Source organism: Streptomyces regalis, from assembly GCF_001509475.1.
GTDB lineage: Bacteria > Actinomycetota > Actinomycetes > Streptomycetales > Streptomycetaceae > Streptomyces > Streptomyces regalis.
Genome location: NZ_LLZG01000356.1, coordinates 19,266 through 42,837, shown reverse-complemented (window position 1 = coordinate 42,837; position 23,572 = coordinate 19,266). Strand labels below are relative to the sequence as shown.

At 70.5% G+C, this 23,572-nt stretch carries 26 protein-coding genes; 7 read left to right on the top strand and 19 right to left on the bottom strand.

All coding sequences use genetic code 11. From position 1 onward, the window contains the following. Positions 1-12 precede the first annotated feature (12 nt). From ADL12_RS30670 to ADL12_RS30655, 5 genes are all read right to left on the bottom strand, one after another. Complete coding sequence (locus ADL12_RS30670) at positions 13-588, bottom strand: hypothetical protein (protein ID WP_062707593.1); 576 nt, start codon at positions 586-588, stop codon at positions 13-15. Continuing rightward, entirely contained in the window at positions 585-788 is a 204-nt protein-coding gene (locus ADL12_RS54335) for a hypothetical protein (protein ID WP_159053344.1), read from the bottom strand. The genes ADL12_RS30670 and ADL12_RS54335 overlap by 4 nt, the downstream gene beginning before the upstream one ends. Before the next feature lie 28 nt (positions 789-816). Further along, positions 817-1,488, bottom strand: coding sequence for a Uma2 family endonuclease (locus tag ADL12_RS30665; RefSeq protein ID WP_079052369.1), 672 nt, complete (start codon positions 1,486-1,488; stop codon positions 817-819). 59 nt (positions 1,489-1,547) lie between these two features. Beyond that, the gene (locus ADL12_RS30660) at positions 1,548-2,432 is read right to left on the bottom strand and encodes a hypothetical protein (RefSeq protein ID WP_208614655.1); all 885 of its coding nucleotides are present in this window, start codon (positions 2,430-2,432) and stop codon (positions 1,548-1,550) included. Between the two features lie 219 nt (positions 2,433-2,651). After that, positions 2,652-3,626: an ankyrin repeat domain-containing protein gene (locus tag ADL12_RS30655; RefSeq protein ID WP_062707590.1), complete on the bottom strand. Its 975-nt coding sequence runs from the start codon at positions 3,624-3,626 to the stop codon at positions 2,652-2,654. 120 nt (positions 3,627-3,746) lie between these two features. Here ADL12_RS30655 and ADL12_RS30650 point away from each other — a divergent pair, with 120 nt between their 5' ends. Further along, complete coding sequence (locus ADL12_RS30650) at positions 3,747-4,406, top strand: class I SAM-dependent methyltransferase (protein WP_062707588.1); 660 nt, start codon at positions 3,747-3,749, stop codon at positions 4,404-4,406. 3 nt (positions 4,407-4,409) lie between these two features. Here the strand turns inward: ADL12_RS30650 and ADL12_RS30645 are convergent, their stop codons facing one another. From ADL12_RS30645 to ADL12_RS30635, 3 genes are read right to left on the bottom strand one after another with little or no spacing between them, the layout of a single operon-like run. Beyond that, positions 4,410-4,958 (bottom strand): DinB family protein, encoded by a 549-nt coding sequence (locus tag ADL12_RS30645; RefSeq protein ID WP_062707585.1) that lies wholly within the window; start codon positions 4,956-4,958, stop codon positions 4,410-4,412. A gap of 26 nt (positions 4,959-4,984) precedes the next feature. After that, positions 4,985-5,239 carry a DUF397 domain-containing protein gene (locus tag ADL12_RS30640; protein WP_062707582.1) on the bottom strand — a complete coding sequence of 85 codons (255 nt, stop codon included), beginning with the start codon at positions 5,237-5,239 and terminating at the stop codon, positions 4,985-4,987. Continuing rightward, positions 5,223-6,062: a helix-turn-helix domain-containing protein gene (locus ADL12_RS30635; RefSeq protein ID WP_062707578.1), complete on the bottom strand. Its 840-nt coding sequence runs from the start codon at positions 6,060-6,062 to the stop codon at positions 5,223-5,225. The genes ADL12_RS30640 and ADL12_RS30635 overlap by 17 nt, the downstream gene beginning before the upstream one ends. Positions 6,063-6,177: 115 nt before the next feature. Here ADL12_RS30635 and ADL12_RS30630 point away from each other — a divergent pair, with 115 nt between their 5' ends. Beyond that, positions 6,178-6,570 carry a hypothetical protein gene (locus ADL12_RS30630; protein WP_062707575.1) on the top strand — a complete coding sequence of 131 codons (393 nt, stop codon included), beginning with the start codon at positions 6,178-6,180 and terminating at the stop codon, positions 6,568-6,570. A gap of 83 nt (positions 6,571-6,653) precedes the next feature. On the opposite strand, the gene ADL12_RS30625 is transcribed toward ADL12_RS30630, so the two are convergent. The 4 genes from ADL12_RS30625 to ADL12_RS30610 all read right to left on the bottom strand — a co-directional run bounded on the left by ADL12_RS30625 (position 6,654) and on the right by ADL12_RS30610 (position 10,428). Next, positions 6,654-7,460 (bottom strand): hypothetical protein, encoded by an 807-nt coding sequence (locus tag ADL12_RS30625; protein ID WP_062707572.1) that lies wholly within the window; start codon positions 7,458-7,460, stop codon positions 6,654-6,656. Between the two features lie 92 nt (positions 7,461-7,552). After that, positions 7,553-8,404, bottom strand: a complete 852-nt coding sequence (locus ADL12_RS30620; protein ID WP_062707569.1) for an aldo/keto reductase — start codon at positions 8,402-8,404, stop codon at positions 7,553-7,555. Between the two features lie 40 nt (positions 8,405-8,444). After that, entirely contained in the window at positions 8,445-9,377 is a 933-nt protein-coding gene (gene murQ / locus ADL12_RS30615; RefSeq protein WP_062707567.1) for an N-acetylmuramic acid 6-phosphate etherase, read from the bottom strand. A 136-nt stretch (positions 9,378-9,513) separates the two neighbouring features. Further along, positions 9,514-10,428, bottom strand: a complete 915-nt coding sequence (locus tag ADL12_RS30610) for a MurR/RpiR family transcriptional regulator (RefSeq protein WP_062707564.1) — start codon at positions 10,426-10,428, stop codon at positions 9,514-9,516. Between the two features lie 64 nt (positions 10,429-10,492). Between ADL12_RS30610 and ADL12_RS30605 the strand changes: the two genes are divergently transcribed. Together ADL12_RS30605 and ADL12_RS51170 are read left to right on the top strand one after the other, a co-directional pair. Further along, on the top strand, positions 10,493-10,891 hold the full coding sequence (locus ADL12_RS30605) for a hypothetical protein (protein ID WP_107120063.1): 399 nt from the start codon (positions 10,493-10,495) through the stop codon (positions 10,889-10,891). Positions 10,892-10,893: 2 nt separating this feature from the next. After that, a complete protein-coding gene (locus ADL12_RS51170) occupies positions 10,894-11,175 on the top strand; it encodes a DUF4031 domain-containing protein (protein ID WP_079052368.1) in 282 nt (93 codons plus the stop codon). Here ADL12_RS51170 and ADL12_RS30600 read toward each other — a convergent pair. From ADL12_RS30600 to ADL12_RS30575, 6 genes are all read right to left on the bottom strand, one after another. Next, positions 11,090-15,889 carry a wHTH domain-containing protein gene (locus tag ADL12_RS30600; protein ID WP_062707557.1) on the bottom strand — a complete coding sequence of 1,600 codons (4,800 nt, stop codon included), beginning with the start codon at positions 15,887-15,889 and terminating at the stop codon, positions 11,090-11,092. The genes ADL12_RS51170 and ADL12_RS30600 overlap by 86 nt on opposite strands. 13 nt (positions 15,890-15,902) lie before the next feature. Continuing rightward, on the bottom strand, positions 15,903-16,313 hold the full coding sequence (locus ADL12_RS30595; RefSeq protein WP_062707554.1) for a Pepco domain-containing protein: 411 nt from the start codon (positions 16,311-16,313) through the stop codon (positions 15,903-15,905). Between the two features lie 233 nt (positions 16,314-16,546). Beyond that, positions 16,547-17,020, bottom strand: coding sequence for a carboxymuconolactone decarboxylase family protein (locus ADL12_RS30590; protein WP_062707551.1), 474 nt, complete (start codon positions 17,018-17,020; stop codon positions 16,547-16,549). Between the two features lie 106 nt (positions 17,021-17,126). Then, the gene (locus ADL12_RS30585) at positions 17,127-17,552 is read right to left on the bottom strand and encodes a PPOX class F420-dependent oxidoreductase (protein WP_062707546.1); all 426 of its coding nucleotides are present in this window, start codon (positions 17,550-17,552) and stop codon (positions 17,127-17,129) included. 40 nt (positions 17,553-17,592) lie between these two features. Beyond that, positions 17,593-18,711: a GNAT family N-acetyltransferase gene (locus ADL12_RS30580; protein WP_208614654.1), complete on the bottom strand. Its 1,119-nt coding sequence runs from the start codon at positions 18,709-18,711 to the stop codon at positions 17,593-17,595. Positions 18,712-18,738: 27 nt separating this feature from the next. Next, positions 18,739-19,386 carry an HD domain-containing protein gene (locus ADL12_RS30575; protein ID WP_062707540.1) on the bottom strand — a complete coding sequence of 216 codons (648 nt, stop codon included), beginning with the start codon at positions 19,384-19,386 and terminating at the stop codon, positions 18,739-18,741. 47 nt (positions 19,387-19,433) lie between these two features. Between ADL12_RS30575 and ADL12_RS30570 the strand changes: the two genes are divergently transcribed. From ADL12_RS30570 to ADL12_RS30560, 3 genes are all read left to right on the top strand, one after another. Beyond that, positions 19,434-20,108: a maleylpyruvate isomerase family mycothiol-dependent enzyme gene (locus ADL12_RS30570; protein WP_208614653.1), complete on the top strand. Its 675-nt coding sequence runs from the start codon at positions 19,434-19,436 to the stop codon at positions 20,106-20,108. 97 nt (positions 20,109-20,205) lie between these two features. After that, positions 20,206-20,907 (top strand): copper homeostasis protein CutC, encoded by a 702-nt coding sequence (locus ADL12_RS30565; RefSeq protein ID WP_062707534.1) that lies wholly within the window; start codon positions 20,206-20,208, stop codon positions 20,905-20,907. 57 nt (positions 20,908-20,964) lie between these two features. Beyond that, complete coding sequence (locus ADL12_RS30560) at positions 20,965-21,279, top strand: DUF6980 family protein (protein WP_062707531.1); 315 nt, start codon at positions 20,965-20,967, stop codon at positions 21,277-21,279. Between the two features lie 129 nt (positions 21,280-21,408). On the opposite strand, the gene ADL12_RS30555 is transcribed toward ADL12_RS30560, so the two are convergent. After that, positions 21,409-23,457 (bottom strand): HelD family protein, encoded by a 2,049-nt coding sequence (locus ADL12_RS30555; RefSeq protein ID WP_062707528.1) that lies wholly within the window; start codon positions 23,455-23,457, stop codon positions 21,409-21,411. Between the last annotated feature and the right edge of the window lie 115 nt (positions 23,458-23,572).

Sequence of the window (23,572 nt, the reverse complement as noted above, 5' to 3'; positions counted from 1 at the left end):
GCGGACCGGGGCCTACAGGTTGCCCAGCGGCTCGATGTCGACCTTCACCGGCGTACCCCACACGCGCAGCACCTCGTAGTCGGTGAACTCGTGCACCAGCCGGTAGGCCATGGCGGGGCGCGGGCCGCGGCGCTGGGCGGCGAGATAGAGCTCGGCCTCGTGGCGGTCGCGGCGCGGGGTGCCGCACAGCTGCCACTCCTGCCCGTTCCACAGCTCCGGCAGCCAGCGCTGCTGGGGCTGGGGGCGGTCGCCGCGGACGCCGTAGCGGGAGGGGGCGGAGGGCTCGGAGGAGCGGCGGGCGTCGGGGGCCGGGCCGTTGAACTCGGAGCGGGGGGCTGCCCGGCGGCGGGTCTCGCAGAGCAGGCAGAGGTCGGGGGCGGCGGTGTCGACGGGGCCGTTGGGGTGCTCCGGGCAGCGGGTGGTGGGGGCGGCGCCGGTGACGCTCTCGTCGAGGAGGTCGAGGGCGCGGCGGAGGTCGGCCTTCATCTCGTGGAGCTTGGCGTCCGGGGTGGTGGCGGTGAGGGCCTCGCCGTGCTCGCCGAGGAGGCGGAGGGCTCGGCCCAGGGCGGTCAGCTGGGCGTGGTTCATGGGGTGGCTCCGGGGCTTTGCGGGGGCCTGGTCAGGTGTTGCGGCCGGCCTTCAGCATGCACATGGAGATCCTCTGCCTCCAATTGGGCCATGAACTCGTCGTGGGGCAGTGATGGACCGGACGGAGTCGCCGCGCGGGCGCGCGCTTCGGCGATGTCGGCTTCGTCGAGTAGGCGCTGCTGCTCTTCCAGCGGGTTCATGGGGCTGCTCCGTCCGTCCGTGTGAGTGTCAGTCCGCGTAGTCCTTGAGTTCCTCGGTGTCGAGGGTGAAGCCGAGGGGGTCGGGGAGTTGGGCCGGGGTCCCCCAGGGGTGGGAAGCGATCTGCTGGTAGCGGTCGTCCTTCGGCTCGCTGTACACGACGACGGTGTTGTTGTCGCGGTCGATGAGCAGGTAGATCGGGATGTCTGCTGCCGCGTAGCCGACGGGCTTGTCGATGCGGTCTCGTTGATTGGTGTCGCGATCGTGGGACGTGATCTCGACAGCCATCACGATGCCGTTGGATCCGGACCACTCGCCGTGGCCCTTGAAGTGGCCCTTGCGTGCGACGGCGCCGTCAGTGCGGGCGCGACCCTTGCGGTAGGCCTCGGTCTTGACACCGGACTCGCCATAGACGCGGAGGTCAGGGCGATGCTGCATGCATTGCTCCTGAAGCCAGACGAAGATCTCCCGGTGGTTGCCGTCCGGCATTGCCTTGACCTCGAGTTTTCCATTGATGTACTCAAGCCGGACGGTCTCCGGCGCCCGGCGCTCCAGTTCCTCGAAGTCTTCGACGCTGAGCGGATCCTTGGTCCGGACCCGTCCGTTGACGAATTCGAGCCGCACATGCTCCGGGGCGGCTGCGGCGAGGTCCTCGAAGTCCTCGATGGGCATCTGCGGGCGTTCGGCGGTGCTGGGGGTCATGGCTTCGCCTCCTCCCCTCCATCGTGCCCCGGGGTGATGTCGGCGGACCGTAGGAGCTGTCATGCCGGTGCCCTTTCTTGTCGTCGTTGGGACATTGCGGCACGGATTTCTGCCGCGTGGGCATGGATTGCGGAGGCTTGCAGCGGCGTGGGGGAGCCGTCGGGGGCGCGTTCGCCCCGGCACGCGCCGCAGATGCCGCCCGGTAGCGCCTCCGGGCGGCCGGGCACTCCGCACTTCGCGCACTCCAGGATGCGGAGGGGTGCGCGGACGGGGGTGCGTTCCGGTGGGAGCTTGGTGGTGAGGCGGTTGCGGATCAGGGCGGCCGGGTGGTGGACCGGGGTCGGGAGGCCGGTGGTCAGGGCACGCAGTACGTCCGTGTCGGTGGCGCCGCGCGCGTACCACTCGGCGACCAGGGGCGCGAGGGCCGCGCAGTCAGCGGCCGACAGTGACAGTGCGGGGGTCTCGCGGCCGAGGGCGGCCAGCAGGATGTAGGCGCGGGAGCGGGTCGGGCGCGGGTGGTCCGGAGGGTCCGTCGGCTCCTGCGGTACGTCGCCCCTCGTGAACGCCGCCCACCAGGCGTCGTCGCGTGCGGTACGGGAGAACCACGATCGGGTGATCCAGCGGGCGGCGCCGGAATCGGAGGTCAGGTGCTCGCGTCCTCGGCGTAAGTGGCCTGCCTGCTGGAGGTTGTTGAGGGCCGTGCGGAGGGCGCACTGTCCGTACGGGAGCTGCTTGGCCAGCGTTTTTACGGAGATGTCGGCGCCGTCGGGGAGGCGGTCGATGTAGGCGGCGATGGCGGCTTCGCGGGGTGGGAGGGCGGCGAAGTCGTGGTTCGTGCGGCGGTGTTGGTCGGGCGCTGACCGTTTCCCGTAACCCGGATTGGCCAGGGGGTGCGGGGAGGCGTGCGCGGACAGGGAGGCAGCACTAAGCTTGGCATCAGCCACTGGATCGACCTTTGCTCGATCTCGTAGGTCAAGCCCCCGCAGGTGTTGCGAGCACCTGGCGGGGGCTGTTCGTTAATCGGGCACGCTAGACGACCGTGACTGTGCGTGGCAAGTCGAACGCGTCAAGTCAACTCGCCGGGTGGGAGGGTGGGTTGAGGCCCTCCAACCATTCCTTGCAAAGAGGGCTCGGGGCTGGACGCTTGAGCTTCGGGGGGCTGTTCAGGTCGCCCAGTAATCCCGGTCCGGTAGTTCGACCCAGTGGTCCGGTGGGCCGATGACCGCTCGGGTGTCGGTCGGGCGCAGACCGGCGTAGGCGAGCGAGTAGGCCACTGCCTGGTGGCAGTAGACGTACGAGAACAGGACATCCGCCGGACCGTCCTCCGGGTCCGGGCCGCCGCCCGGGTGCAGGTCCCAGCCCTCGCAGACGCCGTCGCGGTGGATGCTGCCCTGGTTGCCGCTCTTGGGGTTGGCGTACAGACCGTAGGAGACGGTGCCTGCGGACAGGCGGGTGTGTACGCCGGGCATCGAAGGGCCGTAACCCCACGGCTGGGTGACGACGCAGCCGCCCGGCACGGTCGTCACGCCGATGAGCCGCAGGGTCTCGTCCGGGTCGTAGGCGTACGGGTCCTCCAGCAGCTCGGCCGCCAGCTCGGCGTCGGCCGGTGTCGCCTCCAGGCGGCGTATCGCCTCCTCGGCGTCGATCCCGGCCACGCATGCCAGCCCCAGGCCGTCGTAGTAGATGTCCCCGAGGGCCGCGATGAGCCGGCGGCCTTCCTCCGCCACCGCGCGCTCCGCTTCCGTCAGACCGGGCTGAGCCCCGGGCGCGGCGGCGAACAGGTCGGGCTCCGGCCCGGCGAGGCTCAGCCGCCCCGGCGTCCAGCCGCCGTACCCGATCCACCCCGGGTCGGCTCCGGCGGCGGCCAGTGCTCGCGCGTTCTCGGAACGGCCCGCCACCACCGCCTCCCACAGTGCCGTAGTCCCGTCCTCCAGCGCGTCCACGTCCGCCACGCGCCGGGCCAGTTCCGCGACGACCTCGGGCGAGCCGAACACCGCTGCCCGGTGCAGGGGCCGCGAGCCTCCGCGGCCCCACCTCTCCGGATCGGCTCCCGCGTCGAGACGCCGCCTCACGTCCTCGTGGTCATCCCAGTCCCAATGGTCCATGCCCGCCCAGCCGTCGGCGTCCCTGCCCGTCATCCATGCCCCCACCAGTCCGTCGATCTCCCGTGCTCACACCATCGCAGACAGCACTGACAACGGCGGCGCCGCACCCTCCGCTCGGAACACGACCAGGATCCCCTCTGGTGGACTGACGCCATGACGATCCTGCCGCCGCGCCTGCTGAAGGCGCTCGAACAGTTCAATGCCGCCCGTCCCTGGGACCACAACGCTCACTATCACCGTTGGATCCTGCGGCAGTTGCCCCGCCGGTTCGCGACCGCGCTGGATGTCGGTTGCGGGACGGGGGATCTTGTCCGGCTGCTGGCCACGAGAGCGGACAAGGGGGTTGTCGGTATCGACTCCGACGCAGGGATCGTCGGGCGGGCGCGGGAGTTGACCCCGCCCAGCACTCCCGCCACCTTCACCGTCGCCGACGCTCCGGGCGGGATTCCCGAGGGGCCGTACGACGTCATCACCTGCGTCGCCGTACTCCATCACCTGCCGCTCGGCGAGACCCTGGCCCACCTGCGACAGCAACTCGCCCCCGGCGGAACCCTGGTGGTGGTCGGACTGGCCCGTGACGAGGACTACGTCGACCATCTGCTCGGCTTCGTCTCGATCCCGCTCAACCTGCTCATGGGGCTCGTCAAGAACCGGGGCCGGCGCACGGTGGTCCGGCCCGTCTCCATGACCGCGGTGACCCGACCCGCGGTCATCCCGTTCGGTGACATCGCCGGTGAAGCCCGGCGCGTCCTTCCCGGCGTACGGCTGCGGCGGCGGTTGTTCTGGCGGTACACGCTCGTCTGGCGTGGCTGACGCTCAGCCCATGCTCTTCGCGCCGTCCAGGGCCTCCCGGATGATGTCGGCGTGGCCGGAGTGCTGGGCCGTCTCGGCGACGATGTGCATCAGCACCCTGCGGGCCGACATCCGAGCCCCGGGCTCGTTCCACGGGGCCTTGGGCAGCGGATGGGTGACGTTCAGGTCGGGCAGGGTGGTGACCAACTCGTCGGTCTCGCGGGCCACTTCCTCGTACGCCGCCAGTACGCCGGCCAGCGTCTCGCCGGGCAGCATCCGGAACTCGTCGGCTCGCGCGGCCCAGTCGGCCTCGGTCAGGGCGGTGAAGTCGGGCATCGCCGACGGGCCGTGCTGGATGAACTCGACCCAGTGCCGCTCCACCGACGTGACGTGCTTGATCAGGCCGCCCAGACACAGCTCACTGACCGTGGTCCGCTGCCCTGCCTGCTCGTCGGTGAGGTCCCGCGTGGTGAAGCGCAGGAAGTGGCGCTGCTTGGCAAGTGCCTCCAGCAGGTCGCTGCGCTCGTCGGAGACGGTGGTGGCGGTGGCGTTGTTGTGCGTGGTCTCAGTCATGACAGCCACGCTAGGAGGCAACTAGGTCAGATCCTGACCGCTTCGACGAAGGCCGCCCAAGCCGATGCTCGGAAGATGAGCTTCGGGCCGTGGGGGTTCTTGGAGTCGCGGACGGGGACGACGGTGGGGTGGCCGTCGGCTACTTCGAGGCAGTCGCCGCCGCCTTGGCTGTACGTCGACTTGCGCCAGCGGGCGACTTCCAGGCAATTGTCACCGCCTTGGCTGTAGCTCGACTTGTGCCAAGTGGCGGTGCTCAGGTCGTCGTCAGGGGTGTTCCTCATGGGTGTAATCCTGCGCTAACTCCTCGATCAGGACCAGGGACTTCTCCCGCGAGAGTGCGGAGGCCACGAGAAGATCGAACCTGAACCTCTGTTGGACGACCGTAGCCGGGTCGTCCTCCAGTCGTCCGGTGCCGACCCCCTCGTAGTAGACCAGCGGTGGGGCGTCCTCGAACTCCATCAGCTTCAAGGCACCTCGCATCGCTGGGTGTGCTCCCGCGCTGAACGGCAGTACCTGCACGATGACCCGGTTTTGGCGGGCGAGGTTGGCGATGTGGTGTAGGGCCTCCGCCATCACTGCTCGACCGCCGGTCACCCGTCGCAGGGCAGCCTCGTCAAGCACCGTCCACAACACAGGCTTTGTTGGGTGGCCCAGCAGACGGACCCGCTCCATCCGACCTTCCGTCCACTCCTCGATGGTCTCTTCCGTCGCAGTCGGGTCGTAGGCGCGGTTCACAGCCTGTGCGTACGCGGGTGTCTGCAGCAGCCCGGGGATGAGGAGCGGTGCGTACTGCCTGATTACCGTGGCTTGCCCCTCGGCTTCAGCCGCCTCGGCGAAATGGTCCTCATACCTCGACTTGGCTGCTGCGGAGCAGTTCCGCTCGAAGAACCCGTCCGTTTCCAGCGCCTCGTCGATCAGCGGGGCCATATCCGGCCGCAAGCGCCGCGTCCCGGCCTCCAGTTGCCCCACGAACGTGCCGCTGACGAACAGCTTCAGGCCCAGCGACTCCTGGCTGAGGCCCTTTCTTTCGCGGGCGTGTCGTAATTCCGCGCCCAGCAGCGCGCGGGGCGATGACGACGGGTCGAGGTCCTTGGGTCCCGGCATGGCAGCTCCAGGTCGAACATCGGAGATGTTGGTGTCTCCCGTATGGCCAGGCTAGAGCGGTGCCCGCCACGCTGTGTTGTGAATCGCAAACTCTGTGTGGATACGGGAGGCAAGTGTGCCGTCGACCGAAGAAGTGGTGGCGTCTTTGCGGGAGGCCCTCGTGGGCGCCGGTGTCGTGTTGCCGTCGCTGTGCGTGGACCCGGTGACCGGCGCCAGTGACGAGCCGTTCCCGCTCGTCGACCTCGGGCGCTGCAATGTCCGTGTCGCCGAGAAGCTGGCCTCCGTGGTGCGCGGGGAGCGGCCGGCCGTCGGCAGTCATGCCGTGGATGTGCGGGACGGGCGTATCGGCGAGGTCAGGGGGCACGTGGGCGGCAAGGTGCAGTTGCGGCCCGTGGGGGGCGGGCGGGAGTGGGACTGTCCGCCGGACGCGGTGGAGGTGGCGCCGCGCGGGGAGGTGTTGCGGGAGCAGGTCCGGGGCGTCAACCGGGAGGGGAGGATGCGTTGTTGAGCCGAGACGCCTGGTGGGAGCCGGGTGGGAAGGGCGTGTTGAGGCCAGACCTTCCCACCCGGTCCTCGTCAGGGGGCCGTGGTTCAGCCGAGCTTGGTCGCCTGGGCGTCGATGACGGCCGTCGGCTGCTCGAACGCCTCGCCCCGGGTGACCGCCGCGATGTTGAAGGACGAGAAGCCCGCGAGCGTGCTGCCCTGACGGAGGACGACGACCTTGGTCTCGCCCGCGCTGCCGTCCTGCTTCGTGCCCACCGTCCAGGCGACGGCGTCCTCGCCGGCCGCGACCTTCTCCTCGGTGACCTTCGTGACCTGCTGCTTCTCACCGTCGAGCGTCATGGCGAAGCCCCCGGCGCACTTCTTGCCGGCCTCCCGCAGCGTGGTGAGGGTCTGCTCGGCGCCGTCGGCGTCGTAGGACCAGAGGGAGGTCATCGTCTTGGTGATGTCGAGCGAGTCGAGCGTCGCCTCCTCGGCCTCCTTCTCCGTCATCTCGGCGAGTTCCTCCGCCGAGGGCATGCCCTTCTTGGATGCCGCGGACTCCTGGACCACGAGGCGCTGGACGGTCGCCGCCGGCTTGCCCGCCGGAAGGGCCGACAGCACCTGCCCGACGGCATCGCACTCGGCCTTCTCGACGGACACGGAACCGGGCGCGAAGACGTCCGCCTTCCCCGGCTTCGTGATCTGGTGGCCCTCGACATCGCCCTTGGCGACCACGAGCTTCTCCAGCTCGGCGGCGGTGAGCGTCTTCGCCGCGGGCTTCTCGGACTTGGTGCCGCCCTTCGCTGCCTCCTTGTCCTCACCACTCTGCTCGCCGCCACCGCAGGCGGTGACGAGAAGCGCGAGGGAGACCGCGGAGGCGGCCAGGACGGTACGACGCATGGCGGTGGCTGACATTGGTGCTTCTCCCGTGCTCAACGCCCTGCGCCCGGTTGCGGCGCAGGGTTCACGCACACAAGACCAACGTGACCGGGGCAGGGTTGTGCGAGCTACGGGGTTTCTGTGGCGGCGACGCGGTTCAGGCGGTCGTACTGCTCCTGGGTGAGGCGTACGGCGTTCGCCCCGACGTTCTCCTCCAGGTGCACGATGCTCGTCGTGCCCGGGATCGGGACGATCACCGGGGAGTGGGCGAGCAGCCAGGCCAGGACGACCTGGGTCGGGGTCGCGTCGGCCTCCTTGGCCACCGCGGCGATCTCGGCCCGTGCCCCCGACTGTCCCGCCGCCACCGGCCGCCACGGAAGGAACGCGACCCCCGCCGCCTCGCACGCCTTCAGTACGGGCTCGTACTCGCGGTCGAGGAGGTTGTAGCGGTTCTGGACGCTCGCGATCTCGACGACGGCCTGTGCCTGCGCGAGCTCGGCGGCCGTCACCTCGGACAGGCCGATCCGGCCCACCTTGCCCTCGTCGCGCAGGTCGCGGAGGGCGCCGACCTGGTCGGGGATCGGGACGGCGGGGTCGAGGCGGTGGAGTTGGAGCAGTTCGATGCGGTCGAGGCGGAGGCGGCGCAGGGCCTCGTCGACCTGGACGCGGAGATCGGCGGGGTCGCCCGCGTGCCGCCAGCCCTCGCCCGCTGTGGTGTGGCGGATGCCGACCTTCGTGGCGATCACGAGGTCGTCGGGGTACGGGTGCAGGGCCTCGGCGAGGAGTTCCTCGTTCGCTCCCCAGCCGTACAGGTGGGCCGTGTCGATCAGAGTGACGCCGAGTTCGACGGCTCGCCGGGCGACCGCGAGGTGGGCGACGTGGGCCTTCTCGTCGGGGTCGGGCCGCAGCCGCATGGCCCCGAAGCCGAGCCGTCGTACTTCCAGGTCGCCGCCGATGCGGAAGGTCGTCGGTGCCGTCATGTGGTCACGCTAACAGGGGGGTTGGCCGGACAGGGCGCGGTCAGGTGGCCGACGCCAGCGCGGCCCGCAGGTGGCCGCCCGATTCCTCCAGGAGACGGGTGGCCGTGGCGCCGTCCACGTCCGCCAGCAGGACCAGGATCGCGGTCTTCACCTCGTCGCCCGCCTCGGTCAGGGCCCGCTCGATGTCCGTGTCCTGAGCGCCCGTGGCGAGCGCGACGATACGGCGGGAGCGGGCCCGCAGCTTGTCGTTGGAGGCGCGGACGTCGACCATCAGGTTCCCGTAGGTCTTGCCGAGCCGGATCATCGTGATCGTCGACAGCATGTTGAGGACCAGCTTCTGCGCGGTGCCGGCCTTCAGCCGGGTCGAGCCGGTCAGCAGCTCCGGACCGACGACGATCTCGATCCCATGGTCGGCCGCCGCCCCGAGCGCGCTGCCCGGATTACAGGCCAGCCCGATCGTCAACGCGCCCTGGGCACGGGCATGTTCGACGGCCCCGATCGCGTACGGCGTCCGCCCGGAGGCCGAGATGCCGACCACCGTGTCGAGGGAACCGATCGCGAGCGCGTCGAGATCGGCGCGGGCCAGCTCCTTGGAGTCCTCGGCCCCCTCGACCGAGGTGACCATGGCCTCCGGGCCGCCCGCGATGAGCCCGATGACCTGGGAGGGGGCGGTGTTGAAGGTGGGCGGACACTCGGACGCGTCGAGCACGCCGAGGCGACCGGCGGTGCCGGCACCGGCGTAGACGAGACGGCCGCCCTGTGCCATCCGGTCGGCGGTGGCATCGATGGCGGCGGCGATCTCGGGGAGGCACGGGGCTACGGCATTGGGTACTGCCGCGTCCTCGCCGTTCATGAGCCGGGCGATGTCGAGGGTGGGGAGTCGGTCGATCTCGGCGAGCTCGGGCCGGAAGGCCTCGGTGGTGAGGGAGTCCAACTCGGAGCGGAGGTCACGGGGGTTGGAAGTGGAGGTCATGGGGGGACGGCTCTTTTCGACTTCGGTGTGCTTGACGCCCTGGGGGCGCGGGCCGTGTTGAATTTGCGGCTACCGCCGCGTGGGCGCGACCAGCCACATCGGACCCGCAGACCCTCGCAACGGTCGGACCCACGGTCTATCTACGGTGACGATGTGCAAGGGCTTCGTACGACGCGGACAACGCAGGCGCCGCCGTCTCATAAGTCCGCTGAGCCACCCCCACGAACAGGCAGTCCACCACAAGAAGCTGACTCGTACGGGACGACATCGCCGCCGGTCGCAGCTCGCTCTCCCGCGCCGTCGACGTCGTCAGTATGTGATCGGCGTACTGAGTCACGGCCCCATCCGGCCGCCCCGTGATGGCAACCGTCGTGGCCCCATGCTCGAAAGCCACCCGCAACGGCTCGATGACATCCCCGGTCGAACCGGAGTGCGTGATGGCGATGGCGACGTCACCGGCCCGCAACTGCACCGCGTTCGTCACGGCGAGATGCGGATCACTGTGCGCATGGGCTATCAGCCCTATCCGCAGCAGCTTCTGCGTGAGGTCCTGCGCGACCAGCCCGCTCGCGCCGACGCCGTACACGTCGATACGGCGGGCCGCGGCGGCGGCCGACACGGCCGCTCCGAGCTGGGCCGTGTCGAGGCCGGCGGCCGTGTCGGCGAGGGTCTGCTGTTCGTCGTAGGCGAGCTTGGCGACGACGTCGGCGATCGGGTCGTCCACGGCGATGTCGGTCGTGATGGCGGGCGCGCGGCCCGACTGCTGCTGGGCGGCGAGGCCGGCGAGGGCGAGGCGCAGGTCGCGGTAGCCGGGGTAGCCAAGGAGGCGGGCGGTGCGGACGACGGTGGCCTCGCTGGTGCCGGTGAGTTCGGCGAGGCCGGTGACCGTGAGGGCCGCGCAGCCCGCGGGGTCGTGCGCGACCGCTTCGGCGACGCGCTGCATGGAGCGGGTCATCGACGGGGCGAGCGTGCGCACCTTGGCGGCGAGGGCGGCGGGTGCGGGGGCCGCGCCCACCCGCCCTGCGAAAGTTTCCTTCACGTCACGGGTCACCCTTGAAAGGTATTTTCAACACCGAGCCGTGGTCAAGAGTGCGCACAATAGGTGCATGGAACCCATCAGTCCGCTCAGTCCCCTGGAGCAGGCGCTGCACACGGCCCGCGCCCTCGTACTCGCCGACCTGGTCGCGGGCGAGGTCGCCGAGGCGGACGTCGTGTCGCTGGTCGAGGAGGCGGTCGTACAGCGGCGCTGGTGGGTGGAGCAGTGGCCGGACGGCGTGGAGTACGTGGCCGGGCTGGTCGCCCAGGACGTACAGGACGCGCTGCTGGACCGGTACGGGCGCTGGCCGTTGTGCCCGGTGTGCGGCTCCGGCGATCCGCATGCGCTGGAGGTCGAGCCGGAGCTCGGCCCCGACCCGCACTGGGTGTGCCATCAGGCGGGGGTGAAGGTCGCGGCGGTGGGGGAGCTGGGGTCGGCGGGGCCGGGCGGGGCGCCGTCCTCGTCGGGGAGCGCGTGACCGTGGCGATCTACATAGACCCCCCGACCTGGCCGGGGCACGGCCGGATGTGGTCCCACCTCGTGAGCGACGTGTCGTACGACGAACTGCACGCGTTCGCCGACGAGTTGGGCGTGCCGCGGCACGCCTTCGAGCGGGATCACTACGACATCCCGTCGCACCGTTACGCCGACGTGGTGCGGGCCGGGGCGGTGGAGGTCAGCAGTCGTGAGGTGGTGCGGTTGCTGCTGGGGGCGGGGTTGCGGAGGCCGAAGGGGCGGGAGGCTCCGCCTCGGCGGGGGTGAACCAGGTCTCGGCGTCGTGACGGATGCCCCACTCGGTGGCCCTCAGAGCGGCTTCGCGGAGGGACTTGCCGGCTCGCATCGCCACTAGCGCCAGCGTGACCAGGGAGCAGGAGGGATCGGGCGGCATGGCCGGCGTGGCGTCCGGGATCTTGAGGCACCGGGACAGTTCCCATTCCCACATGCGCTCCATGTACCAGCCCTCGGGTTCCGACGCGACGTCGAAGCCCAGGGCCCTGAGGGAGTGGGCGACCTTGGGGTGATCTTTGTCGGTCCGCAGGGCGGCGGCGTGGAGTGCGGTGAGGGACACCGTGCCGAAGCGTTCCGGGCTCGGCCACCGTCCCAGGTCGACGCCGAACGAGAGGACCTCGACGTCCCGTTTCCTGAAATGTGAGAGAGCTGCGGGATCGAAACCGAATCGGTAACCCAGGGACGTGAGCCGGTCGGCCGCCTCCGCCAGGGAGCTCTCGGTGCGGCTCGCGACTTCCACCACATCCCCCAGGGGCACCGGGCTTCCGGTGTCTGCGAGGGCGTAGTGCGTGCCGAGGAGAACGATCTCATCCCGTGTGGGCAAGTGGTCGTCATCCGGTATGTCCGGCACCGCATACCCGAGTTCGCGCAGCCTCTCGGCCACATCGAGGACAGGACGGCCCAAGCGGCGGGCGGTGTCCACCAGGTAGCGGAGCGGGATCTCCCTGTCCACGCGCACCATGGGACCGCCGATCAGGGCCCGGTCGTCGTCGGTCAGCTCCGGGAGCGCTGAGGCATCCGGGGGCAGCTGGAATCCGAGGTTGGAGAGGAGCTCCGTGACGAAGCGAAGGGGAAGGTCCGTCTGGTGGGTCACGTCTCTCAGCTGGGCCGGAGAGACGTGCACGGCTTCCTGGGGCGAGAGCGGTGTGTAGTACGGGTCCCACAGCTTCGCGACGACGCTGTACTCCTCCTTGGTCCAGTCTTCCTTGACCGGGTATTCCGCCGGAACCGCGAAGCCCAGCTCCGCAAGCCGCCGAGCGGCCCGAGGCGTGGAGCAGGCGGCCAGCGCCGCACTGACCGCGATCTGGGCGCCCGTCAGCGTCGCCCCCGGAGACAGCCAGTCGGACAGATCGCCCACCGGACGCAGGAGCGGCAGGTCGTCGTACTGGGCCGCGGAACAGCCCGACAAGGGCTCGACGCGGTACTCCAGGGCTGTCAGGCGCTCCGCGATGTCGGCCGGCGCTCGTTCGACCGCCGAGCTGAGCCGGAAGAGGTCGGCGGTGCTCACGGTGGTCGCCGGGTCCCGCCAGGGGAACAACAGGCCGAGGCTGCCCCAGCCGGTGTCGGCGAGCGGCTGCGAAGGCGCGGATCCGTGGAGGAAGAACGAGGATCGCGGGCCTTTCAGCCACCCTTCGTGCCAGGTGCTCCAGTTGAGGAACTCGGTACGGTCGGCGCACAGCAGCACCAAGTCCGACGGGCGGGCGCAGAGCGAGTCCGGGGCGTCCGTGTCCGGCAGCGAGACCGGGCCGCCGAAGCCGGCACGGTACAGCGTCCGCAGGCGCCAGCGCAGCACCGGGAGTGGCACGTTGGCGAAGAAGGAGGCGGACAGCGCCGGGTCGGCCTCCCTGTAGTCACCCGTGACCAGGCACAGCAGATCGATGTCCGGCGGGAAGAAGCCGAGCCGGCTGAAGGGGACCGAGTATCCGTCCGTCAGCTTCCAGGACATGTCCGTGTGCCGGGCGTGCTCGGCGACGGCGTCGGCTACGGGCACGGACCAGCTACTGCATGCCCCCAGCCACGACGCGTTGGGCAGTCCGCTGTCGGGGTCCGTGAGGCTGGGGACGGCAGCGATCATGCAGGCCTTCACGTGGGCGAGGTCAACGGAGCGCAGCGTCTTGCGGTCCACAGTCAGCTCCGGTGACTTCTCGTCCCGGAGGTTGATGATGGCGCCGTGAACGTCGCTTCTGTAGGCCTCGTTGTCGGTCTCCGCGTACACGCCGTCCGCCAGCACGGCGCCCCGGCCTTCGACCCACCAGAGATTCGGGTCCGCGGAGTCGATGCACACGGTGTGGCCCTTGCGGGCGAACCGGTAAGGGTTGGACGTTGCGAGAGCGACCCGCGAGAGTTCCCCCGGCAGCCACTTCAGGCTTCGCGCCCCATGAGTGGCCTCCGTGAGGTAGGGCGCCACCCACAACACCTTCCCCAGCGCCTCCAGGCAGGAGACCGACCTGTGTTCCTTCCCCAGGAGCAGCGTGACGGTCGTACCGATGTCCTCCGGTCTGCCCTCCCCCTGGTCCTCCACCCGGAAGAAGTTCCCCGGCCCGGCGATCGTCACCTGCAACAGCCGCCTTGGTCGGCCGTCCTCGCGCCCCATCCGGCAGGTCCGTACGACGATCTCGTCGGCCAGCATGAAGTAGCTCAACACCCCGATTCCGAAACGGGAGTTGGGGTGAAGCCGCAGCTTGGGCCCCGGCAGTTCCGCCCAGGCCGCCTGTTCCTCGATGTACTCGGGCAGGTCGACGAAGCGGGCGCCGCCCTGGGAGAACACCGTGCTCAGTTCGGTGATGCCCATGCCGATGCCGTTGTCGCGGCATTCGAGGTACGGGCGGCCGTCGGAGCGGACGCCCTGGGCGAAGGTGATGCGGCCCTCCCAGCCGTTGACCGGGCGGTCGGTGCGTTGCAGGTACTCCGTGCGCCGGTCCCGGTAGCGGACGGCGTCCAGCGCGTTCTGGTACAGCTCGCGGACGGCCAGATCACTGTCGCCGTACAGCTCCTCGCCCATGAGGAGCTCCTGGACGCGGTCCTCGGCGAGCTGGAAGCGAATGCCGTCGGAGAGCTCGTCGGGGGTGTTGCCGTCGAGGCGTACGCGGCTGCCGTCGGCGTAGGGCGGCAGCCCTTCGAGTGGATCGAGGGCCGGATGGTCGCCGCGGTCGATGTCGCGCAGCAGTACGTCGACCCGGACCGCGTGTTCGCGCAGGGCCACCTGGACGGCCGGGTGGGTGCACACCGCGTTCAGGGAACGGCCCAGGCCGGAGGCCTGCCAGTCGGACTGGCGGACAGTGGTCAGCAGTTGGTTCAGATCCACGCTGTCGTGGATGCCGAGGTGCTCGACGACGATCTCCGGCAGGTCCAGCGGGTCCACGGCCATGGCCTGCGCCGCTTTGACCAAGGCGGTGACCAGCGAGGTGCGCACCACCTGTTCCACCAGGGTGCTGGCGGCGATGACCACCCGGTCCTCCCGGTGCCCGCCCGGGGCCGGGTCGGTGGTGGACAGGCGCATGCTGAACGGGGCGGCCCGGTGCTCGCGCAGAAGCTGCATCAGGCGCTCGGGCGAGAGGGCGTCGTTGATCCATTGAGGATGCGCGCCGCCGGACGTCAGGTCGCCGAGGAGTTCCTTCAGCCGCTCGGCCGAGTACAGCTCGGGCTGCTGGATCAGCCAGCGGTGGAACAGCCACCATCGAATCCGCTCCATGGAGGCGCGGGCTGCCTCTTTCTGCTCGGAGGATCTGCCCGCGGCCCTCTGGTGTTCCAGAGCGATCAGCCGCCGCTTGAGCCTGGGGAACCCCTGAGCGAACTTCTGGAAGCGGCTCTGGTCGGGTCCGCAGGCCGAGGGGCCGGAGGTGAGGACGCCGACGCGCTGGGCCGCCTCCTGGGCCCAGAAGGTCTGGGCGATCAGCGGGAACAGGTAGGTGAGTGCGGACTCGGTCGGCGACAGCCGTACTCCCTCGGTGAGCCTGCTGACGAGGAAGCCGAGCCGTTTGTGGGTACGCGCGGCCAGATCGCCGTCGCGCCAGGGGTCGCCGCTCAGGGCGCGTGAAGCCTTGTCGTGCGCCTGCGCCAGCCGGTCCGCCAGGGCCCGGCAGATGTCCTGCAAGGTCTCCCGGGACGGGCCCTCCGGGGTGCGGTGCCAGGGGTACTCGTCCACGCCGCGCACCCAGGGGTGAACCTCAGTGCGTCGTTCTGCCCCGGGCAGGAGCGGAAAGTCCCCGCCGTCGGCGTCCGTCTCGCAGGTGACCTTCACCTGCTGTGGGGGGTTCGGCTTGCCGTAGGCGCGGTAGTACTCGTCGACCCGCTCCTGCACCTGTACGGCGAACTCCCGCAGCCGCAGGGCGTGCGGATCGGCCGTGATCACGTCGGCGACGGCGCGCGAGAAGATGCTGAACGACTCGCCCTGCCGCGCCCCCATGTCGTGTCCGGGCCGCGGGGTGTCCGTCTCCCTGATGAACCGGGCGACTTCCGGTGCCGCGCAGGCGTGGACGTAGGCGACCTTGCGGCGCAGGGTGGCGATGATCTCCGGCGGCTTCCAACGTCGGGTGCCGGGGACCGACTTGGTGTCCGGCATCCTGCCCTCGCGGCAGGTGTCGATCAGGAAGACGACACGTTCCGCCGGGGACCGCTCCACGTGCTGGTGCCAGCCGACCTCGATGCAGCTCTCGATGAACGGGTCCGTGTCGGGCGCGTCCTCGGGGACCAGGTAGTCCTTGCCTTCGATGTGGAGACCGTGTCCGCTCAGCACGACGAGCAGGGTGTCGCCCTGCCGGGCGCCGCCGAGGAATCCGTGGATCGCGCCGCGGACGGTGTTCACCGTGATGCCGCGCCGGTGCTCGAAGACGTCGGCCTGGAAGCCACGGCTGGTCAGGACCTCGCGCAGCCGCTGGAGGTCGTCACGTACGAAGGGCAGGTCACCGAAGCTGGGGCTGTCGGAGTAGTCGCTCGCCCCGATGAGCAGCGCCTTGTGCTTCTGCATGGGCAGCGCCTGTTCAGGCGGGCCGCTTGAAAGTCAGCGTCAGGCTGCGGGAGCCCTGCATCTGCCCACCGGAGCCGACGAACTGGATGCCTCCGCTCGCGGTGACCTGGAAGGAGAGCTGAGCCTCGGCCAAGGGGAGGGGCCCGCCACGGTCGGCGACCTCCTGGAAGATCTGTTGAAGGGCGTCGACGGCATCCGCGAGGTTCTTGCGGAGCGGGCCGAGCGGCACCGCGCGCAGCACGGCGTCGCCGTCACGGCTGAAAAGGCTTCCCATGGTGTCGCTGTTCTGCGCGGCGAGGGCGATGTCCTCCTCGGTCGCCACCACCCAGAAGGGCAGGGTCTGCCCGTCGACCGTGGCTTGGACCGTATCGTCCTCCGTGGTGCCCTCGGTTTCCCCGACCCGGTCCAAGGCCTGCTCGCTCATGCTGCCCCTGTCCCCCTCAGTGCCGCGCTGCTGTCGCCTCGCTTCAGAGGAACAACTCTAGTTCGACCAGGTGATTTTGGGGTTGGAGATGCACAGGTTCAGTGCTGACGGGTTCGATGCTCACAGGCACGGCGCTCGGACCTCCCGCGGGTCGGGCGGTCGTACCGGGGCCAGTGCCGGGCCGGGGCTGTCTGCTGGCGCGCGACGGCCCCGGCTGGCTATAGCGCCCCTGGCTAGGCGAACTGTCCCGGCTGGTAGCTGCCCGCGGGCTGCTGGATCATGACGTTCAGCCGGTTGTAGGTGTTGATCATGGCGATCAGGATCACCAGGGCGGCGAGCTGCTCCTCGTCGTAGTGCTTGGCGGCGTTCTCCCAGATCTCGTCCGGGACCCCGCCGGCCCCGTCCGCGATGCGAGTGCCCTGCTCGGTCAGTTCCAGGGCGGCGCGCTCGGCCTCGGTGAAGCAGGTGGCCTCCCGCCAGGCCGCGACCAGGTTGAGGCGCAGCCAGTCCTCGCCGGCGGCCACCGCGTCCTTGCTGTGCATGTCGGTACAGAAGCCGCAGCCGTTGATCTGGCTGGCGCGGAGCGTCACAAGGTGCTGGGTGCTGACCGGCAGCGGTGAGTCGTGTACCGCCTTGCCGGCCGCTGCGAAGTGCTTGATGACCTTGCCGGCGATCGGGTTCTCGAAGAGGTTCAGGCGGGCGTTCATGGCCAACTCCCTTGCCGTTGTCGTCGGGTTACACAGCTATGACGGAACGGCTCGGCGGGATGTGACATGGGCGGATGTGACCTGGGTCACCGTCACCGTCCTGCTCTCACTCTTGGGCGTGCTCGGTGCGGCGCATGGGGTACCAGGTCTCTCCGGACGGCTGGGGAGGGTCCGACAGGTTCCAGCTCCACGAGAGCGTCGGCGTGATGCGCAGATAGTGACCGGGGCCCACCATGCCGACCCGCTCCACGGGGCCGTCCGCGACGCCGTACACCCGGATGCCGCGGGCGACGAACGGCTCGATGGAGAGCAGGTCGTCCACGACGAAGGCCACCTTGTCGCGGCCGTGGGCGACATTGCGGAACTTGCGGGTGTCGAGGACCTCGGGGCGCGGGCCGCCCACCCAGAAGTGGGTCCCGTCGAACTCGAGGGCCACCGGCACCACATCCGGCTGCTCGTCCGCGCAGAGGCTGGCGAGGCGGGCGAGCGGGTTCGCGGTGAGGTAGGCGATCTCCTCGTCGGTGAACGACATGGCGGCTCCCTGCGGCGGTGCGGGTCGGCTCCGCCCCACGCTAGGCCGCTGTGGGCCGCTCCCCGCGGACGTACAGCCTGAGCGCCGGGTCCATGTCGTGCCTCTCCTGTGCCGCCCGCTCCTCCTCGACCGTCGCCCGCACATACCCGGCGCGCGAGGTGACGCCCTGCGACGGGAGGTTGTCGGCCTCGACGATGGCGCAGAGAAGCTGTACGTCGTCCCTGGCCAGGGCCCACTCCGACAGTGCGTCCAGGGCCTCGCTCGCGTAGCCGCGGCCGCGGGCGCCCTCCACGAGGTCGTAGCCGACCTCGGCGCGGCCCTCCTCGTCGGGGACGCCGTGGAAGCCCATGCCGCCGACCGCGAGGCCGTCCTCCTTGCGTACGAGGACGAACAGGCCGAACTCGGGGCGGTGCACGCCCGTCTCGTAGGCCTTCAGCGTCATCCCGGCCGCCTCCCTCGTCCCCTCGAAAGGACCGCCCACGACCCAGTTGAACCCGCCGTCGCCGCCCGCGCTCAGGTCGGCGGCGGCCGCGGGGGTGACGCCCTGGAGGGTCAGGCGGTCGGTGGGGATGACGAGGTTGTTGCGCCAGCGCCACTCGGTGACGGGTGCGCGGCCGGGCAGGTCGCCGCGGCCGGTGGCCCACAGCAGGGTGCGCCAGTGGTCGGGGCCGGGCTGGACGTGCGGGAAGATCCGGGTGAGGACGAACTCCGGGAGTTCGGCGGGCGGTTCGTACGCCACCCCGAACTCCTCGGCGATGTCGTACGTGTGCAGCAGCACTTCGGCGATCCCCATCGCGGCGAAGCCCTCACGGTTCGCGCTGCGGAAGGGGTACGGGTGGAAGGCGCGCACCTCGGGGGGCGTGGTGCGGATGGTGGCGGTGAGGAGGGCGCCGGTCGTCTCGATGACCTGGATGAGGCCGTGGCTGTCGGCGCCGTCGTCGAGGGTGATCTCGAAGGGGACGTAGTCGTTCTGCGCACGTCCGGCCAGGTTGGCGGCGTAGGAGATGAGGGCTTCGGCGATGTGGAACGCCGTCTCGTGGCAGCTCCACTCCAGCCGCCCGGTCTTCCCCCCGCCCCACTCCCGGTCCGCCAGCGTTCGTAGCAGCGCCACGCAGCTCGCCACGGCCTGTTCCACGCGTTCCCCGCTTATGTCTCGCATGCCGTGCAGGCTACGACGGCGGGCGGGTCACAGCGACAGCATTTCCAGCTCGGAGGAGAGGTTGTAACGGGCGGTCGCCGCCCACTTCTCCTGCCCGTACGGCGTGCTGAACAGGCTCGGCAGGGCGAGCAGTTGGCGCAGGATCGCGGCACGGCCCTCGCGGAAGGCGTCGTTCGGGACGAAGTGGTACTCCTCGCGGACGGCGGCCGTGTAGGCGGCGTACGCGGAGGGCGGGGCGGCGAGGATCGCGAGGTCGGCGTCGCACAGCACCTGGCCGTCGCGGTCGTCCGGCGTTGGGGCGTGGGTGGTGGTGAGGCGGACGAGGCGGGCCACCTCGGCGGTGCGCTCCGCGGGGACACCGGCCTCCGGGAGGGCGCGTTCGGCGAGGCGGGCGGAGCGCTCCTCGTTCGTCGACCGCTCCGGCAGGTACACGGCGTCGTGGAACCAGGCCGCGAGGCGCACCGCCACGATGTCGTCCGCGTACTCCTCCAGTTCGTCGATGTGCCCGAGGACCGCCGCCAGGTGCTCGACGGTGTGGTAGCGCCGCTGCGGCTCCGACCAGCGGCGCAGCAAGGCGTCGCCGTACCGGTGCGGGGAGAGGGCGCAGGAGTCGTCTTCCCGCGCCGCGAGCAGCGTGCGCAGCCAGCGGGAACGGAGGTCGTCGAGATCGGCCATGTCCTCATTCTCCCGGGTCGGCTGCCCCGCCCCCTAGCGTGGACGCCATGACTTCTGCTGACGTGCACGACGTACGGGACCCCGAGCTGCCGGGGCGGTTGCTGGTCGTCGAGCGGGACGCGCTGGTTCCGCTGTTGCGGGGGAGGACGGAGGCCGACTTCGCGCTGCCGACGCGCGCGTGTCCGGGGTGGTCGGTGCGGGATGTGCTGGCGCACTGTTCGGCCGCGTTGATGCGGGTGGTGGAGAGCCGGTTCGAGGAGGGGGTCTTCTCGCCCGCCTCCAACGACCGCGACATCGCCGAGCGCGCCGACTGGACGAACGCGCAGGTCGTCGACGAGTTGGAGCGCGGGATGACCGAGGCGGGGCCGGTGATCGCCAAGGCGGGCGGGGCCCTGGACGGCATCGCGCTGGGGGAGTGGGTGCACGCCGGTGATGTACGGGAGGTGCTCGGCGAGCCCGGGGCGTACGCCGGGGCCGGGTTGCCGGACGCGCTCCGGCTGCTCGCGTGGCTGACCCGCGAGCGGCGGCACGTCCCGCTGCACGCCGACCTGGACGACGTCGACGAGCCCCTGCGCCTGGGCGACCCGGCGGCCCCGCGCCCCCCGGCGCGGTACATCGGGGACGCCACCACGCTCGTACGGCTGTATGCGGGGAGGCCGGTGGAGGGGGCGTCGTACGAGCTGGCGGGGGCGGACACGGGAGAGCTGAACATCTTCCGCTGACCCTGCGGATCCTCGGGCGGGCCTCCACCACGTACGCTTGGATTGGACTAGACCTGTAAGTCTGTAGCCGCCGTCGAATGCCGAGGAATGGGGTCCCATGAGCGAGCGTGCAGTCCTGGAGGTGATCGCCCTCGGCGTCGAGGACGCGGTCGCCGCCCAGGCCGGGGGTGCGGACCGGTTGGAACTGGTCACCGATATGGCCGCCGACGGGCTCACCCCGTCCGTCGAGACCTTCGCCGGGATCAGGGCCGCCGTCGACATCGATCTGCGCGTGATGCTGCGGCTGGCGGACGGGTTCGCGGTGGGGGACGTGCGGCGGGTCGTGCGGGTGGCCCGGGAGATGCGGGACGCCGGGGCCGAGGAGTTCGTGCTCGGGTTTCTCGATGCCGACGGCGGGGTGGCCCTCGGGGCCGTCGAGCGGGTGGTGGGCGAGCTGGACGGGTGCCGGTGGACCTTCCACCGGGCCATCGACCGGGCCGCCGACCGGGACGCGCTGCGCAAGCAGCTGGACGGGATGCCGGGGCTGGACACATATCTCACCGCCGGGTCGGCGGTGGGTGTGGACGACGGGCTCCTCACGCTGGTCGCCGAGGCGGCGAGGAGCGGGGAGCCCGGGTACGAGCAGCGGATCCTGGTGGGCGGGGGGCTGCGCCTCGACCATGTGCCGAGGCTGCTGGCCGCTGGTATCGACGGGTTTCACATCGGCGGGGCGGCGCGGCCTGGCGGGTGGGACCGGCCGGTGTCCGTCGCCGCTGTGGCTCAGTGGCGGGCTGTGCTGGACGAGGTATCCCGGTCGTAGATCACCTCAGACCGTGATCTACTTCCCGTCAACTGTTGATCAACCTGAGCTGAGGTCATGACCGAACACTGCTGCGACACGATGACGAGCCAAGTGAACTGGCACTGCGACCAGCACGGCGACCCTTTCGCCTGCCCGGACGCCCTGATCCGATTCAGCGCCAGGTTTCAGGAGTACGGCCTGCTGATCCATGACGGCGGCACATCCAGCCACGGGATCGACTTCTGTCCCTGGTGCGGACAGCGCCTCCCCGAGTCGCAGCGGGACCGGTGGTTCGACGAAATGGAGAGCCGGGGGATCGATCCGTGGGAGGACGAGATCCCTGCCGAGTTCCAGGACGGAAGCTGGCTCGCCGCACCACATCACGAGTAAGCGACGTCAGCTGCAACGCCCCAGGGGCGCGGGGCTGTATCGATATGCGGCTCCGCCGCGTGGGCGCGACCAGCCCCCGATCACCCGCAGCCCGCCACCAGACGTCACCACCCCCGACGCTCCCGCCCCTCAGCCCAGCTGCCCCGGCAGCGCCGCCGCGTGCACCACGATCAACCCCGACACCGCTCGCGTCAGCGCGACATACAAGCGCCGCAGCCCCGTCCGCTCGTCCGGCTCCCCGTCCACCACCGCCTGCGGCTCGTCCAGGACGACGTAGTCGTACTCCAGACCCTTCGCGAGCGACGCCGGGACCAGCGTCAGGCGGGCCTGCTGGGTCGTCTCCTCACCCGGGGCCAGGTAGGCGATCCCCGCCGCCGTGAGCGCCTCCGACAGGGCCGGGATCCGGGCGTCCGCGGCGATCAGGCCGATCGAGCCCTCGTTGCGCAGCAACTCCTCGCACGCGGCGACGACTTCGGCGGCCCCCGGCACCGCACGGACCTCGAAGAACCCGGGGTTCTCACGGATCGACGCCACCGGCGTCAGGCCCGGCGCGATGTGAGGGAGGAGGCGGGAGGCGAAGGCGATGACGTCCGTCGGCACGCGGAAGCCGGCCGTCAGCTCCTCGATCAGGCCCTCCGACTTGCCGAGGTGGGCCAGCGCCTCGTCCCAACTCCGCGTCGCCCAGGGGGTCGTACCCTGCGCCAGGTCGCCCAGGATCGTCGCCGAACCAGTCGTGCAGCGGCGCCCCACCGCCCGGTACTGCATCGGCGAGAGGTCCTGCGCCTCGTCGAGGACGACATGGCCGAGGGACGGCGTGCGCGCGACGATGTCGTTCGCCTCGTCGATCAGCACCGCGTCCGCCGCGGACCACTTGGCGGACTTGACGCTGCGCGCCGGCTTCGCCCAGAGGATCGTCTTCTGCTCGTCCTCGCTCAGCAGCCCCTGCGCGTGTACGGCGAGGAAGTCCGCGTCCGCGAGCAGGCGCAGGACGAGTTTCGCGGGGTCGACCGGCGGCCAGATCGCCTTGACGGCGGCCTTCACCGCGCTGTTGCGGGCCACCGCGTCCTGCACCCGGTCGTCCGGCGCCTCGCCCGACCGCTCCATCTGCACCAGCACGGCGTGCGCGATGCGCTGCGGAAGGGCCTCGCGAGCGGCGCCGTAGCGGATGTCGCGGGCGAGCAACTCGCGGACGATCTCCTCGACTTCGTACGCCGCAACGCGCCAGCGGCGGGATCCGCGGACGACGACGACCGGCTCGGTCGGCATGGTCACATGCGAGTAGACGGCGCGCCGCAGCACCTCCGCCATCCTCGCGTCACCCTTGATCACCGCGGCCGCCGCGTCGTCCGTGCCGCGCACCTCGACGTGCGCGACGAGGTCGTCCACCGTCGCCTGGCGGACCGTCAACTCACCCAGCGCCGGGAGGACTTGCTCGATGTAGTGCAGGAAGGACTTGTTCGGCCCGATGACCAGGGTGCCGGTGCGGGCGAGGCGCTCACGGTGGGCGTAGAGCAGATACGCGACCCGGTGCAGGCCCACCGCCGTCTTCCCGGTACCGGGGCCGCCCTGCACGCACACGGTCCCGCCGAGTCCGGACCGTACGATCTCGTCCTGCTCCGGCTGGATCGTCGCCACGATGTCGCGCATCGGGCCGACGCGCGGCCGCTCGATCTCCTGCTGGAGCAGCTTGCTGGTCTTCGCCGCCTCCGCCGGGTCGGAGAGGTGCTCGTCCTCGTACGCCGTGAGGTCGCCGCCCGTGTAACCGAAACGGCGGCGCAGCGCGATGTCCATCGGGTCGTTCTTGGAGGCCCGGTAGAAGGGCTGGGACACCGGTGCCCGCCAGTCGATGACCATCGGGTCGCCCTCGGCGTCGTGCACATGCCGGCGCCCGATGTAGAAGCGCTCACCCTCCGCGCCCTCCGCCTCCTCGGCGCCGGGAGCGTGCAGATAGTCGAGCCGGCCGAAGAACAGCGGGGTGTCGCTGAGGTCGGCCAGGGCCTTGATGCGCTCGTCGATCTGGCGGCTGAGGACTTCGGCGTTGACCCAGTTCGCGGTGACGTCGCTGATGTCGAGGGATTCGACGTCCTCACGCATGGCGCGCAGGGCCGAACGGGAGGAGGCGAGGTGGGAGCGCTCTCGGGAGAGTGGGTCGAGGGAGTCGTCGACGGGCGTGGCCAAGGGGGTGCCTCCGGAGGGACCTACAGGTAGGTGATCGAGAGAGCCGACCGGTTTCCGTCCGGGCGGCGGCACTCCACGGGGGAGGCGGGCAAGAGCGGAGATCTTAGGTGAGGGG